The sequence below is a fragment of the Pseudomonas promysalinigenes genome, from assembly GCF_014269025.2.
In the GTDB taxonomy this organism is placed as follows: Bacteria; Pseudomonadota; Gammaproteobacteria; order Pseudomonadales; family Pseudomonadaceae; genus Aquipseudomonas; species Aquipseudomonas promysalinigenes.
On the sequence record NZ_CP077094.1, the window covers coordinates 4,787,670 to 4,802,828 of the forward strand.

The window sequence follows — 15,159 nt, forward strand, 5'->3', positions numbered from 1 at the left end:
CCCGAACCGAAAAGGCGGCCAACAAGGTATACTCCCGCTCTTTTTTCCCGGAGCGACGTCATGTCCCTGCCCAGCCTTCGCCTCAAAGCCAATGCCGACCGCCGCCTGCGCGCCGGCCACCTGTGGGTCTACAGCAACGAAGTCGACGTTTCTGCGACCCCGCTGCAAGGCTTTCAGGCCGGCCAGCAGGCTGTGCTCGAAGCGGCCAACGGCAAGCCCCTGGGTATTGTCGCGCTGAGCCCGAACAACCTGATCTGCGCCCGCCTGCTGTCGCGCGACATCAAGCTGGCTTTGGACAAGTCGCTGCTGGTCCACCGCCTGAACGTCGCACTGTCCCTGCGCGAGCGCCTGTTCGACCAGCCGTGCTATCGCCTGGTGTACGGCGATTCCGACCTGCTGCCGGGCCTGGTGGTCGATCGTTTCCATGACATCCTCGTCGTGCAGCTGGCCTCGGCCACCATGGAAGCGCACAAGGACGACGTGATCGCTGCGCTGATCCAGGTGCTCAAGCCCAGCGGCATCCTGTTCAAGAACGACTCCGCCGCCCGCGACGCCGAAGGCCTGCAGCGCTATGTCGAGACGGTCTACGGTGAAGTGCCAGACTGGGTGGCTCTGGAGGAAAACGGCGTCAAGTTCGAGGCCCCAGTACGCGAAGGCCAGAAAACCGGCTGGTTCTACGACCACCGTATGAACCGCGCACGCCTGGCCCCGTACGTTAAAGGCAAGCGGGTGCTCGACCTGTTCAGCTACATCGGTGGTTGGGGTGTACAGGCCGGCGCATTCGGTGCCAGCGAAGTATTCTGCGTGGATGCTTCGGGCTTCGCCCTGGATGGTGTCGAGCGCAACGCAGCGCTGAACGGCATCAGCGAGAAGATGACCTGCATCGAAGGCGATGTGTTCGAGGCCCTGCGCGAGCTCAAGGCCGCTGAAGAACGCTTCGACGTGATCATTGCCGACCCGCCCGCCTTCATCAAGCGCAAGAAAGACCTGAAAAACGGTGAAGCCGCTTACCGCCGCCTCAACGAACAGGCCATGCGCATGCTGAGCAAGGACGGTATTCTGGTCAGCGCCTCGTGCTCGATGCACCTGCCCGAGGATGATCTGCACAACATTCTGCTGACCAGCGCCCGCCACCTGGACCGCAACCTGCAGCTATTGGAGCGCGGTGGCCAAGGCCCTGACCACCCGGTGCACCCGGCAATCGCCGAGACCCGCTACATCAAGAGCATCACCTGCCGCTTGCTGCCCAACAGCTGATATCTGCCAAAAAGGGCCGCAGCGCGGCCCTTTCCTGCTGCAATTGCCCCGCCAACCATCCACATCTGCATTCCCTCGCCGCGCCAGCGGTGTAGAATCGGCCTATCCATCGCCAGTCATCCCCGGCGGGTTTATGAGCTCTGGCCAAGCACGCGGCGATCCCGCGCGGTCTTCGGCCCCATCCGTGCAGTGGCAACCGGCCTGCGGCACAAAGGACAAGAGAAGCTCACTCCCCTTTTTGTGACCTGATTAAGCCGCCAGGAGTGTTTCATGCCTGATTATCGTTCCAAGACTTCAACCCAAGGCCGCAACATGGCCGGCGCCCGCGCCCTGTGGCGTGCTACCGGGATGAAGGACGAAGACTTCAAGAAACCGATCATCGCCATCGCCAACTCGTTCACCCAGTTCGTCCCAGGCCACGTACACCTGAAGGACCTGGGTCAACTGGTAGCCCGCGAGATCGAACGCGCCGGTGGCGTGGCCAAGGAATTCAACACCATTGCGGTCGATGACGGCATCGCCATGGGCCACGACGGCATGCTGTATTCGTTGCCAAGCCGCGAGATCATCGCCGACGCTGTCGAGTACATGGTCAACGCCCACTGCGCCGACGCCATCGTCTGCATCTCCAACTGCGACAAGATCACCCCCGGCATGCTGATGGCTGCCCTGCGCCTCAACATCCCGGTGATCTTCGTTTCCGGCGGCCCGATGGAAGCCGGCAAGACCAAACTGGCCAGCCACGGCCTGGACCTGGTCGACGCGATGGTCATCGCCGCCGACTCCACGGCTTCCGACGAAAAAGTCGCCGAGTATGAGCGTAGCGCCTGCCCTACCTGCGGTTCGTGCTCGGGCATGTTCACCGCCAACTCGATGAACTGCTTGACCGAAGCCTTGGGCCTGGCCCTGCCAGGCAACGGTTCGACCCTGGCCACCCACGCCGACCGCGAGCAGCTGTTCCTCACTGCCGGTCGCACCATCGTCGAGCTGTGCAAGCGTTACTACCAGGAAAACGACGAGTCGGTACTGCCGCGCAGCATCGCCAACTTCAAAGCGTTCGAGAACGCCATGATGCTCGACATCGCCATGGGCGGTTCGACCAACACCATCCTGCACCTGCTGGCCGCAGCCCAGGAAGGCGAGGTAGCGTTCGACCTGCGCGACATCGACCGCCTGTCGCGCAAGGTGCCGCAGCTGTGCAAAGTGGCGCCGAACATCCAGAAGTACCACATGGAGGATGTGCACCGCGCCGGCGGCATCTTCAGCATCCTCGGCTCGCTGGCCCGCGGCGGCCTGCTGCACACCGACCTGCCGACCGTGCATAGCCGCAGCATGGAAGAGGCCATCGCCAAGTGGGACATCACCCAGACCGATGACGAAGCCGTGCACACCTTCTTCAAGGCAGGCCCGGCCGGTATCCCGACCCAGACCGCGTTCAGCCAGTCGACCCGCTGGGACACTCTGGACGACGACCGTGAAAACGGCTGCATCCGCAGCTTCGAGCATGCCTACTCGCAAGAGGGTGGCCTGGCTGTGCTGTACGGCAACATCGCGGTAGACGGCTGCGTGGTGAAAACCGCCGGGGTCGACGAGTCGATCCACGTGTTCGAAGGCACTGCCAAGATTTTCGAAAGCCAGGACAGCGCCGTGCGCGGTATCCTCGCTGACGAAGTGAAGGCCGGCGACATCGTCATCATCCGTTACGAAGGCCCCAAAGGCGGCCCGGGTATGCAAGAGATGCTCTACCCGACCTCGTACCTGAAGTCCAAAGGCCTGGGCAAGGCATGCGCGCTGCTCACCGACGGTCGCTTCTCCGGTGGTACCTCGGGCCTGTCGATCGGCCACGCCTCGCCGGAGGCTGCCGCTGGCGGCGCCATCGGCCTGGTACGCGACGGCGACAAGGTGCTGATCGACATCCCGAACCGTGCGATCAACCTGCTGGTCAGCGACGAGGAACTGGCTCACCGCCGTGTCGAGCAGGACAAAAAAGGCTGGAAACCGGCTGAGGTGCGCCCACGCAAGGTGACTACCGCGCTGAAGGCTTACGCCTTGCTGGCCACCAGTGCCGACAAGGGTGCCGTGCGTAATAAGGCGATGCTCGAAGGGCTGTGAGGCTCTGAAGGGCTGAAAGCACAACCGGCGCCCCAGGCGCCGGTTTTTTTATGGCTGCGCCGTTCTCTTGGCGCAACGAACACTCGGCCTACTGAATCTGCTCCGGTGTGACGATCACCCAGTTCTTGTCCGCCGTCACCGGCAACCCTTCCTTGGCCTGAGCGGCTGCGTTCTTGGCAATCATGCCGTTGAGCTGATCCATGTACTTGGCCTTGCGATTTATCCACAGGTGAATGCCACCCTTGTTCACATCTACCCCGTGGAACTGCATGTAACCATCGCTGGTGGGTGTATCACCGCCGACCAGCACCGGCTTTTTCCATTCATCGATGTAGGTGAGGATGGCCGCTTGCTTGCCTGCCATCCAGGTAGCCGGTGTCCACAGGTAAGGGGTGAGCTCCAGCCCTTCGTTGGCTTTGGGGTCATAGTGCCCGGCACTGATTTGCTTGCGGGCGGTGGTCAGCTCGCCATTGGCGCGATCCTTCAGCAGCAGGCTAACGCCTATCACATTCTGCGGTTTGACGTTGTAGCCGTACTTGGGGTCGGAAGCGACCATGCGCACCAGCTCCTCGGAGGCCGCCGACACCACGTACACCTCGATACCGTTCTCCATCAGCTTGTTATACAGCTCGGCCTGGCCAGTGAAGACCTTCGGCGGCTGCACCTCGATGGCTTTTACCTGGTCGCCTTCGAAGTAAGTGCTGGGGATCGGCTTGGCCGAGGCCATCAGCTCGTCGACCTGAGCCTTCAGCTCCTTGAGCGTGAAACCTGCAAACACCTGTGCCACCCACGGGTAGCAGACCATGTCGTCGATCTCGCACAGGCGGTAGTAGTAGCTGAACAGGCTTTCCTTGTGCTCGGCAGTGTCTTTGAAGGGGATCAGCTTCAGCGACGGGTCGAGCTTTTCGCGCGTCAGCAAGCCCTTGTTCTCCATGAACGGCAGTAACGCCTCTTCGAGATCGAAGCGGTAGCTGGTGTTGTCCATATCGAACACTGCGTAATTACCCTTGTGGGCATTGGCGGTGATCATGGTATCGAGTTGCTTGGCCGCTTCGGCGGGCCAGTGCTTGAGCTCGGTGGCGAAGCTTTGGACAGAAAACAATAGCGACACACCTAGAGCGATGGTTTTCGGCGCGAACTTCATGGGGGATCTCCTGAAATGACCTGGAAACGCTAGTCCATCATGCCCAACCCTTGGACCCTGACAGCGACCCATATAAAACCGTAAACGTCCTGTTCATTGCCAGGAGCGACCTTGTGTTATTCCATAAGCGACTAAGCAAATTACCTTTGGGTATAAATTCGTTTGTTTTCAGACTGTTAGCATTTGCTTTCGTAATCGCTCACAGAGGCGATGCCTCGTATGCTTTTTCCTGGAGCTTCAATGAATCTGCCGCTATCTCTTAACCTGCTGGCGTTCCTGGCCTTACTGCTGGGCCTGGCACAAACCCGCCGCACCCAGTGGACCCTGGCCAAAAAAGTGCTGTTGGGCCTGGCACTGGGGGTGGCATTCGGCTTGGTGCTGCACACCCTCTACGGCGCAGGCAACCCAGTACTCAAGGCCACCATCAGCTGGCTCGACCTGGTCGGCAACGGCTATGTCGGCCTTTTGCAGATGATCGTCATGCCGCTGATCTTCGCCTCGATCCTCAGCGCCGTGGCCAGGCTGCACAATGCCTCCTCCCTGGGCCGCATCAGCGTACTCACCATCGGCACGCTGCTGCTGACCACTGCCATTGCCGCGCTGATCGGCATTGTTCTGACCAACCTGTTCGGCCTGAGCGCCCAGGGCCTGGTGGCCGGCGCTCAGGAAAGCGCCCGCATGCAGGTTATCCACAGCGACTACGCGGGCAAGGTCGCCGACCTGAATGTCCCACAGCTGCTGCTGTCGTTCATCCCCAGTAACCCCGTGGGCGACCTGGCCAGAGCCAAGCCCACCTCGATCATCAGCGTGGTGATCTTCGCGGTATTCGTTGGCCTGGCTGCGCTGCAATTGATCAAGGACGATGCCCAGAAGGGTGAGCGCGCCCTGACGGCCATCGATACCCTGCAGGCTTGGGTGATGCGCCTGGTACGGGTGGTGATGAAGCTCACGCCCTACGGCGTGCTGGCGCTGATGGCCAAAGTGGTAGCCAGTTCGAACCTGCAAGACATCCTCAAGCTCGGCAGTTTCGTGCTGGTGTCATACCTTGGCCTGGCGCTGATGTTTGTGGTTCACGGCATCATCCTCGCCGCTACCGGCGTGAGCCCATTGCGCTTCTTGCGCAAGGTCTGGCCAGTGCTGACCTTTGCCTTCACCAGCCGTTCCAGCGCTGCCAGCATCCCGCTGAACATCGAGGCGCAAACCCGCCGGCTGGGTATACCCCAATCGATCGCCAGCTTCAGCGCGTCGTTCGGCACCACCATTGGCCAAAACGGCTGCGCTGGCCTCTACCCTGCCATGCTGGCCGTGATGGTGGCTCCGGCGGTGGGTATCGACACCTTCGACCCGCTGTGGATCGCGACCCTGGTGGCGATCGTGACGTTGAGCTCGGTGGGGGTTGCCGGCGTGGGTGGCGGTGCGACCTTCGCCGCGCTGATCGTACTGCCGGCCATGGGCCTGCCGGTCGAGCTGGTGGCCCTATTGATTTCGGTGGAGCCGCTGATCGACATGGGCCGCACGGCGTTGAACGTCAACGGCTCGATGACTGCGGGCGTGGTGACCAGCCAGTTGCTCAAACAAACCGACAAGGCCGTGCTGGCCGACGATGAGCATGCCGAACTGAGCCACACCTGAGAACACGCGGGGCCGTCACGCGGCCCCTAGCCTCTCACTTCTTGTCCCAGACCTCGAAATGATAAGCAGGCTTGCCTTCCTCAGCCTGCTCGTCACTGGAAATGCGCTGCCACTGGCTTTCACTGAACTCAGGAAAAAAGGCATCCCCCTCAGGCGCCAGTTCAACACGTGTGAGGTACATGCGGCTCACCAGCCCCTTTTCCAGGGCCTGCTGGTACAACTGTGCCCCGCCAATCAGCATCAGCTCATCAACGCCTTGCTCGAGCGCCCATTGCTCGGCCCGCGCCACAGCGGCTTCAAGGGAAGTGAACACTTCAGCCCCCGGCAGCTCCAAATCAGGCTGGCGAGTGACCACGATATTCAACCGCCCCGGCAACGGCCGGCCCAGCGAATCCCAGGTCTTGCGCCCCATGATGATGGGCTTGCCCAAGGTGGTGGCCTTGAAATACTTGAAGTCCCCCGGCAGGTGCCAGGGCATGGAGTTGTTGATGCCGATCACACGGTTCTGAGCGTGCGCCGCGATCAGGCTGAGGGGGAGTGATGTATTCATGCCAGCGAGGATAGCACCGGCTGTGTGGGTTATGCTTCTGCCCTGAACCATGCGATGGAAGACGTTGTGACTGCACCGACTGCATTGGACAAGCGCTGGCTCACCGAAGCGGTGCGCCTGCGCGAAGAACACGCAGGCCTGCTGGACGATCAGGAGGCCAACCGCCACGCCCGCCAACTGGGTGGCGACCTGGCAACGCGCATCGAAACCCGCGCGTTGTGGCTGGCAGAACGCGATGGCATGAGAACTGCCTTGAGCCACTGGAAACAAGGCGCACGCCTGGCATTGCTGGCCTTGATGCTGATGGCTATTTTCAGTGGTGCCGGCCTTGCCTTCGCTGCCTTGGGCGACGGCCTGCGCCCGGTCAACGTGTTCTGGGCGCTTGGCAGCCTGCTTGGGCTGAACCTACTGACACTGCTGGGTTGGGCCGTGGGTTTTACCGTGAGCGGCGAACACGGCGCCAGCCTCGGCCGCCTGTGGTTGTGGTTGAGCGAACGCTTCGCCCGGGATGCCAAGGCTGCGCACCTGGCGCCAGCGCTCTTGGTGCTGCTGCAACGCCAGCGCCTGAACCGCTGGTTGCTCGGTGCACTGGTGCACAGCTTGTGGCTGCTGGCGATGCTGGCCGCCCTGGCCATGCTGTTGGCGTTGCTGGCTACCCGACGCTACGGCTTTGTCTGGGAAACCACGCTGCTGGCCGCCGCGCCATTCATCCACCTGACCCAAGCGCTGGGCGCGCTTCCGGCATTGCTGGGTTTCGCTGTACCCAATGAAGCCATGATACGCGCCAGCGGCGACAGCCTGCCTGCTCTGGATATCGCCCGCCAGGCCTGGGCCAGTTGGTTGCTTGGGGTCGTCCTGGTGTACGGCCTGCTCCCGCGGCTGCTGCTGGCCGCGCTGTGCCTGTGGCGCTGGCGCCAAGGCCGCGAGCGGCTGACGCTTGACCTGAGCCTGCCCGGCTATGCGCAGTTGCAGGACAGCCTGATGCCCCGCAGCGAGCGCTTAGGCGTCCAGGATGCCGCGCCGGATGCCTTGCCGCAGTTCCAAGCAGGGGGCCTGGAAAACGCCAGCAGCGGCGCCGTGCTGGTAGGCCTGGAACTGGACGAGCAGCGCGCTTGGCCTCCAGCACTTGCTGAGGCAGTGACCGATGCGGGCGTTCTCGACAGCCGCGCATCACGCAACAAGCTGCTCGAACAGTTCAGCCGCTTCCCGCCGGCACGCCTGGCCATTGCCTGCGATCCGCGGCGCTCGCCTGACAGGGGCAGCTTGGCACTACTGGCAGAGCTGGCACGCCATGCCGGTGCAACGCGGATCTGGTTGCTCCCGGCAGCGCCTGGTCAAGCCCTGGACGGCGCGCGCCTGGATGACTGGCACGATGCGCTCGAGCGCCTGGGCCTACCCTATGCTGACACATCGCCCCTTAGCTGGCTGGAGCATGGCCATGACTGAGCCGCTGAAATTGGCCGTGGTCGGCCACACCAACGTCGGCAAGACGTCGCTGCTACGCACCCTCACCCGCGACGTGGGCTTCGGTGAGGTTTCGCACCGCGCCAGCACCACGCGCCACGTCGAAGGGGCAAGACTGTCGGTGGATGGCCAGGCGCTGCTGGAGCTCTACGACACCCCTGGCCTGGAAGACGCCATCGCGTTGCTCGACTACCTCGAGCGCCTGGAACGCCCCGGTGAACGCCTGGACGGCCCAGCCCGGGTTGAACGCTTCCTGCAGGGTAGCGAAGCCCGCCAGCGCTATGAGCAGGAGGCCAAAGTGCTACGCCAGCTGCTGGCCAGCGATGCCGGCCTGTATGTGATCGACGCCCGCGAACCGGTGCTGGCCAAGTACCGCGACGAATTGGAAGTGTTGGCCGGTTGCGGCAAACCGTTGCTGCCGGTGCTCAACTTCGTCGCCAGCAGCCAGCACCGTGAGCCGCAATGGCGTGAAGCCCTTGCCAGGCTTGGGCTTCACGCATTGGTGCGGTTCGACAGCGTAGCCCCGCCGGAGGATGGTGAACGCCGGCTGTACGAAAGCCTCGCGCTGCTGCTCGAAGGCGCCCGGCCAGCCCTGCAACGGCTGATCGATGACCAGCAGGCCCAGCGCCTGGCACGTCGCCACAGCGGCAAACGCCTGATTGCCGAACTGCTGCTCGACTGCGCCGCCTGCCGGCGCAGCGTCGAGGCGCAACCGGCGGCCGAAGCCCTTGCCATTGAGGCTTTGCGCGATGACGTGCGCCAACGAGAGCAGCGTTGCGTGCAAGCGCTGCTCAAGCTATATGCCTTTCGCCGGGAAGATGCCGATGCCGGGGACTTGCCATTGCTTGACGGGCGTTGGGGTGATGACCTGTTCAATCCCGAAACCCTGAAGCTGCTAGGGGTACGTTTGGGCAGCGGTGTGGCCGCCGGCGCTGCTGCCGGTGCCGGGGTCGACCTGCTGGTGGGGGGCTTGACCCTCGGCGCAGCTGCGCTAGCAGGTGCGATTGCCGGCGGCGCACTGCAAACGGCGCGTAATTATGGGTCGCGGCTGATGGGCAAACTCAAAGGCCAACGTGAACTGACGGTGGACGACACCGTGCTGCGGTTGCTGGCGCTGCGTCAACAGCAGTTGATGGTGGCATTGGAGCGCCGCGGGCATGCCGCGCAAGGCAGCATCCAGTTGGGCGAGCTGGATGAAAAAGCCTGGCGCGAGGGCAAGCTGCCCGAAGCATTGAATAGGGCACGTGCCCACCCGCAGTGGTCGACCCTAAACCCTGGGGCCAAGCTCAATCAGGCCGAGCGGCAGGAGCAGCTGGAGGCGCTGGTTTCACAGATCTGATTCAACAGTGCCGGCCTCTTCGCGGCGCCTACAGCCACCAGGCCAAGGTCGTAGTACGGCGCCGTAGGTGCTACGCGCAAACTGCCCTTTTGCTGCAGCAAGGCCCTGCCCCTCGGCACTGAGCGTTGCAGGGCCTCATTTGCGCAGCAGCCGCAGACCGTTAAACACCACCAGCAGGCTCACGCCCATATCGGCGAATACCGCCATCCATAGCGTGGCCATGCCGGCAAAGGTCATGGCCAGGAACAGTGCCTTGATGCCCAGCGCCAGAATGATGTTCTGCTTCAGGATCGTCGCACTCTGGCGCGACAGCCTGATAAACGCTGGGATTTTGCGCAAGTCATCGTCCATCAACGCCACATCGGCAGTCTCGATGGCAGTGTCGGTGCCGGCCGCCGCCATGGCGAAGCCGATTTCGGCCCGGGCCAGGGCTGGCGCGTCGTTGATACCATCGCCCACCATGCCCACGCGATGCCCCTCGGCGTACAACTGCTCGATGCTCTGCAGTTTGTCGGCCGGCAACAGGTTGCCTTCTGCGCGGTCGATCCCTACTTGCGCGGCGATGGCCTGGGCGGTGTGGGGGTTGTCGCCGGTCAGCATGAGCGTCTTGATGCCCAGCGCGTGCAGTTCGGCGATGGCCTGGCGGCTGCTGTCCTTGACGGTGTCGGCCACCGCGAACAGTGCCAACGGCCCGGAACGGTCAAGCAACAGAACCACTGTCTTGCCCTGGCGCTCCAGGGTGTCGAGCTGTGCCTCCAGCGCAGGAGAGCAAAGGCCCAGCTCCTCGACCAAACGGTGGTTGCCCAGGTGATACAGTTCGCCGTCGATCACGCCACGCACACCGCGACCGGCCAGGGCCGCAAACTCGCGGACTTCGCTCAGCAGTACATCCTGCGCCTTGGCGAACTGGGCGATGGCCCCCGACACCGGGTGATCGGAACGGTCGGCCAAGCTTGCCGCTAACCCTTGAGCGCGGCTCTCGAACAGCGGGTCGAGCACTTTGGCATCGGTTTGCACCGGTTTGCCGTGGGTCAGGGTGCCGGTCTTGTCCAGAGCCAAAAAGTCCAGCTTGCGCCCTCCTTCCAGGTACACCCCGCCTTTGATCAGGATACCTTTGCGTGCGGCTGCGGCCAGGCCGCTGACGATGGTCACCGGCGTGGAAATCACCAACGCACAGGGGCAGGCGACCACCAGCAGCACCAGCGCCCGGTACACCCAATCCATCCAGGCCCCCGCCATGAAAAGCGGTGGGACCACGGCCACAGCCAAGGCAATGATGAATACCGAAGGTGTATAAATGCGTGAGAATCGATCGACAAAGCGCTGAGTGGGCGCACGTGCACCCTGGGCCTGCTCGACGGCCTTGATGATACGCGCCAGTGTCGACTGCCCGGCGGCAGCGGTTACGCGGTATTCCAAGGCGCCGGCTTGGTTGATGGTGCCCGCGAACAACTTGTCGCCGGCTGCTTTTTCCACGGGCAAGCTTTCGCCTGTGATCGGCGCCTGATCGACACTCGATTGCCCGCTGACCACTTCGCCATCCAGGCCGATGCGCTCGCCAGGGCGTACCCGCACCAGGCTACCGAGCGCCACCTCACGCACCTCTACCTCACGCCACTGGCCGTCGGCCTGCTGCACGGTAGCCATGTCCGGCGCCAGTTGCATCAGCCCGCCGATGGCATTGCGCGCTCGATCAAGGGACCGGGCTTCGATCAGTTCTGCGACGTTGAACAGCACCATGACCATCGCAGCTTCCGGCCATTGGCCAATCAGCACGGCGCCAGTCACCGCGATGCTCATCAGCGCATTGATGTTGAGATTGCGGTTCTTCAGGGCAATCCAACCCTTTTTGTAGGTTCCCAGGCCACAGCCGAGAATCGCTGCGAGCGCAAGCATGGCGACCAACCACTGCGGTGCAACACCAGCGAAATGCACAATTTCCGCGGCGATGGCGGCCACACCCGACAAAGCCAGTGGCCACCAGTGCGCCTTGTGCGGTTGAGCCGCCATGGCGCTGCCATCGTCATCGGCCTGAAGTGGCTCGGCCTGCATACCAAGGCTGGCAATGGCCTGCTCGATTTGACCCGTGCCGTCCAAGGTATGGCGCACACCAAGGATGCGGTTGATCAGATTGAACTCCAGCTGTTCGATGCCTGGGAGCTTGGCGAGTTTGTCCTGGATCAGGGTCTGCTCGGTTGGGCAATCCATGGCGTCGATGCGAAAACGGCTGAGCCGAGCATGGCTGCTGGCCTCGGGGCGCAATTGCACCTTGGCTGGCGCTGCTTTGGCGCCGCAGCAGCTATGGCTATGGTGATCGTGCTGGTGGTCATGACTGACAGGCTGGTTCATGGGGCATCCTTAAATTGGGCCTGTTGCCAATTGAACACCCTGTAGCCACTATAGGGTCAAGCCACCGCTTGGAGATTGCCTGATGAAGATTGGAGAACTGGCCAAAGCCACCGATTGCGCCGTGGAAACCATCCGATATTACGAGCGCGAGCAACTGCTGCCGGCCCCGGCGCGTAGTGAAGGCAACTACCGGCAATACACCCAAGCCCATGTCGAACGGCTGACCTTCATTCGCAACTGCCGAACCCTGGACATGACCCTGGAGGAGATTCGCAGCCTGCTCCAGCTACGTGACAGCCCCGAGGATGCGTGCGGCAGCGTCAATGCGCTGATCGATGAGCACATCGAGCATGTTCAGGCGCGGATCGATGGTTTGGTGGCATTGCAGGAGCAGTTGGTGGAGCTGCGACGGCGCTGCAATGCGCAGGGGACGGAATGCGCGATCCTGCAGCGATTGGAGACGAACGGGGCGGTATCGGTGCCGGATACCGAGCATTCACACGTAGGGCGCAGCCACGGGCATTAGCCATGAGCGTCGCGGGTAAACCCGTTTGGCAACGGGTTTAGCCACGAACAGGCCTATCAGGCGATCAAGACCTGTTAGACCGCCATGGGCGCGGTCATCGGCGCATGGTGCTCATACCCTTCCAGGCTGAAGTCGCTCGGCTCGATCAATTCCAGCCACTGCGGCTCGTACTTGCCAGTCTTGGCGAACTCCGGCACGCGATCGCTGATTACCAGCCTCGGCGCTTGCAGCGGCTCGCGCTTGAGCTGTTCGTTGAGCATGTCCAGATGGTTCTCATACACATGGGCATCGCCGATGAAATAGGTGAACCAGCGTGGGGTGTAACCAGTCAGGCGGCCAAACAGCGACAGCAGCGCCGCGCCCTCGGTGAGGTTGAACGGCGTACCGAGGCCAAGGTCGTTGGAGCGAATGTACAGGGTCAAGGAGATTTCCTTGGTCTCGACATTCGGGTGGAATTGGTAAAGCAGGTGGCACGGGGGTAAGGCCATTTCGTCCAGCTGCGCGCAGTTCCAACCGTGGAACAGGATGCGCCGGCTACCCGGATCGTTGGCGATGGTGTCCAGGCACTGGCGCACCTGGTCGATGGCCTTGTACAGCACCACGAACGCCTGGCCGTCTTCTTCATCCTGGGCAATACGGCGGAAACCGGCCTTCTCGGCCATTTCGATGGCAGCCAGGTTGCTCAGCGCAATACGCTTGTAGCCCGGCCACTGGCGCCATTGCACGCCATAGATTTCGCCAAGGTCGTCATGGCCCTGGCGGAACGGGTTGGCCAGCCACTGAGCGTTTTCGTTGGCGTTCTGATCCCAGACCTTGCAGCCCAGCTCGCGGAACTCACCGGCGTTTTTCACGCCACGTAGAAAGCCCACCATCTCGCCAATCGCCGACTTGAATGCCAGCTTGCGCGTGGTGACGGCCGGGAAACCCTTCTGCAGGTCGAAACGCAGCATGGCGCCCGGCAGGCTGATGGTACGGATACCGGTACGGTTGCCTTGCAGCGTACCGTTTTCGATGACGTCGCGGACCAGGTCCAGATACTGTTTCATGGCTTACCTGTAGCAAAAACGGCAGGGGGATCACCCCTGCCGTGGGAATAATCAGGCGGGTTTCGCCGTGGGTTTGCGATTATAAGCCCACCAGATCAGGCCAAGGCCAGCCAGGATCATCGGTACGCAAAGAATCTGACCCATGGTCAGCCAGCCCCAGGCGATGTAACCGAGCTGCGCGTCCGGCACCCGGACGAATTCCACGATGAAGCGGAAAATTCCGTAGAACAGCGCGAACATACCGGAAACAGCCATGGTAGGCCGCGGTTTACGCGAGAACAGCCAGAGAATGACGAACAGCGCTACGCCTTCCAGGGCGAACTGGTAAAGCTGCGACGGGTGGCGCGGCAACTGCGCTGGGTCGCTGAACGGCGGGAAGATCATCGCCCACGGTACATCGGTGGGCTTGCCCCATAGCTCGGCGTTGATGAAGTTGCCGATACGCCCAGCGCCCAGACCGATCGGCACCAGCGGCGCGACGAAGTCCATCAGTTCGAAGAACGACTTGTTGTTACGTTTGCCAAACCACAACGCAGCCAGCATCACCCCGATGAAGCCACCGTGGAACGACATGCCACCCTTCCACACTTCGAAGATCAGTGTCGGATTGGCCAGGTAGGCGTGCAGATCGTAGAACAACACATACCCCAGGCGCCCACCGACGATCACCCCCATCGACAGCCAGAACACCAGGTCGGACAGTTTCTCCCGGCTCCAGGTTGGGTCAAAGCGGTTAAGCCGGCGAGAAGCCAGTAGCCAGGCGCCACCAATGCCAACCAGGTACATCAGGCCGTACCAGTGGATTTTCAGCGGCCCGAGGGCAACGGCCACGGGGTCTATCTGCGGGTAAGGCAGCATGCAAGTTCCTCTTGATTCAAATCAGAAAGCTGAGGCCGACGCAGAACAGCAAGGCTGCGAACAGGCGTTTCAAAAGACGCGGCGACAGCTTGTGCGCCAGGCGTGCGCCAAAGCGCGCGAAAAACATACTGGTCACGGCAATGCCAACCAGCGCCGGTAGGTATACGAAACCCAGGCTGTGGGGCGGCAAGTTTGGGTCGTGCCAGCCCAGCAGCACGAAGCTCAGCGCACTGGCCAAAGCGATTGGCAGACCGCAGGCCGATGAAGTTGCCACTGCCCTCTGCATCGGCAGGCCGCGCCAGGTCAGAAACGGCACGGTCAGCGAACCGCCACCAATGCCGAAGATAGCCGATGCCCAGCCGATCACCCCACCGGCACCGATCAGGGCTGGCTTGCCAGGCAGAGCACCACTGGCTTTGGGCTTGAGATCCAGAGCCATCTGCGCAGCGATGATCAAGGCGAACACGCCGATGATCTTTTGCAACTGCGGGCCCTGGATCAGCGAAGCGGTCTTGGCGCCGACGCCGGCTCCCAAGAGGATGCCGAGCGTCATCCAGGCGAATATCGGCCACTGCACCGCGCCCTTGCGATGGTGCTCGAGCACGGCGTTGATCGAGGTGAAGACGATGGTAGCCAGCGAAGTGCCGACTGCCAGATGTGTCAACACCGAGGCGTCGAAGCCTTGCAAGGTGAAGCTGAACACCAGCACTGGCACGATGATGATGCCGCCGCCCACGCCGAACAGCCCTGCCAATACCCCAGCACAGGCGCCCAACAGTAGATAGAGCACGAATTCCATTCGTCTTTCCCGAGAAAACAATCCGGCATGGTAACGGAAGCCGGGCACGGGGCTCTAGTGAACTCTGTGACAGGATGGCTCGA

At 62.3% G+C, this 15,159-nt stretch carries 12 protein-coding genes; 6 read left to right on the forward strand and 6 right to left on the reverse strand.

Translation table 11 applies throughout. From position 1 onward, the window contains the following. Positions 1–60 precede the first annotated feature (60 nt). Positions 61–1,257: a class I SAM-dependent rRNA methyltransferase gene (locus HU725_RS21660; protein WP_060480064.1), complete on the forward strand. Its 1,197-nt coding sequence runs from the start codon at positions 61–63 to the stop codon at positions 1,255–1,257. 270 nt (positions 1,258–1,527) lie between these two features. Then, on the forward strand, positions 1,528–3,369 hold the full coding sequence (ilvD, locus tag HU725_RS21665; protein ID WP_060480063.1) for a dihydroxy-acid dehydratase: 1,842 nt from the start codon (positions 1,528–1,530) through the stop codon (positions 3,367–3,369). 88 nt (positions 3,370–3,457) lie between these two features. Here ilvD and HU725_RS21670 read toward each other — a convergent pair whose 3' ends face one another. After that, positions 3,458–4,513: an HAD family hydrolase gene (locus HU725_RS21670; protein ID WP_060479633.1), complete on the reverse strand. Its 1,056-nt coding sequence runs from the start codon at positions 4,511–4,513 to the stop codon at positions 3,458–3,460. Positions 4,514–4,753: 240 nt separating this feature from the next. Between HU725_RS21670 and HU725_RS21675 the strand changes: the two genes are divergently transcribed. Next, the gene (locus HU725_RS21675) at positions 4,754–6,145 is read left to right on the forward strand and encodes an L-cystine transporter (RefSeq protein ID WP_186476246.1); all 1,392 of its coding nucleotides are present in this window, start codon (positions 4,754–4,756) and stop codon (positions 6,143–6,145) included. A 34-nt stretch (positions 6,146–6,179) separates the two neighbouring features. On the opposite strand, the gene HU725_RS21680 is transcribed toward HU725_RS21675, so the two are convergent. Further along, the gene (locus tag HU725_RS21680) at positions 6,180–6,695 is read right to left on the reverse strand and encodes a dihydrofolate reductase (RefSeq protein ID WP_186476245.1); all 516 of its coding nucleotides are present in this window, start codon (positions 6,693–6,695) and stop codon (positions 6,180–6,182) included. A gap of 54 nt (positions 6,696–6,749) precedes the next feature. Between HU725_RS21680 and HU725_RS21685 the strand changes: the two genes are divergently transcribed. Next, complete coding sequence (locus HU725_RS21685; protein ID WP_186476244.1) at positions 6,750–8,141, forward strand: DUF2868 domain-containing protein; 1,392 nt, start codon at positions 6,750–6,752, stop codon at positions 8,139–8,141. Then, positions 8,134–9,498, forward strand: coding sequence for a GTPase/DUF3482 domain-containing protein (locus tag HU725_RS21690; protein WP_186476243.1), 1,365 nt, complete (start codon positions 8,134–8,136; stop codon positions 9,496–9,498). The genes HU725_RS21685 and HU725_RS21690 overlap by 8 nt, the downstream gene beginning before the upstream one ends. A gap of 135 nt (positions 9,499–9,633) precedes the next feature. On the opposite strand, the gene HU725_RS21695 is transcribed toward HU725_RS21690, so the two are convergent. Continuing rightward, on the reverse strand, positions 9,634–11,847 hold the full coding sequence (locus HU725_RS21695) for a heavy metal translocating P-type ATPase (RefSeq protein ID WP_186476242.1): 2,214 nt from the start codon (positions 11,845–11,847) through the stop codon (positions 9,634–9,636). Between the two features lie 82 nt (positions 11,848–11,929). On the opposite strand from HU725_RS21695, the gene cadR reads away from it, so the two are divergent. Beyond that, the gene (gene cadR / locus HU725_RS21700; RefSeq protein WP_186476241.1) at positions 11,930–12,373 is read left to right on the forward strand and encodes a cadmium resistance transcriptional regulator CadR; all 444 of its coding nucleotides are present in this window, start codon (positions 11,930–11,932) and stop codon (positions 12,371–12,373) included. Between the two features lie 74 nt (positions 12,374–12,447). Here the strand turns inward: cadR and HU725_RS21705 are convergent, their stop codons facing one another. From HU725_RS21705 to HU725_RS21715, 3 genes are read right to left on the reverse strand one after another with little or no spacing between them, the layout of a single operon-like run. Beyond that, positions 12,448–13,419, reverse strand: a complete 972-nt coding sequence (locus HU725_RS21705; RefSeq protein ID WP_060479626.1) for a thymidylate synthase — start codon at positions 13,417–13,419, stop codon at positions 12,448–12,450. Between the two features lie 51 nt (positions 13,420–13,470). After that, positions 13,471–14,277, reverse strand: coding sequence for a prolipoprotein diacylglyceryl transferase (gene lgt / locus HU725_RS21710; protein WP_060479625.1), 807 nt, complete (start codon positions 14,275–14,277; stop codon positions 13,471–13,473). A 16-nt stretch (positions 14,278–14,293) separates the two neighbouring features. Beyond that, the gene (locus tag HU725_RS21715) at positions 14,294–15,076 is read right to left on the reverse strand and encodes a sulfite exporter TauE/SafE family protein (protein ID WP_186476240.1); all 783 of its coding nucleotides are present in this window, start codon (positions 15,074–15,076) and stop codon (positions 14,294–14,296) included. Between the last annotated feature and the right edge of the window lie 83 nt (positions 15,077–15,159).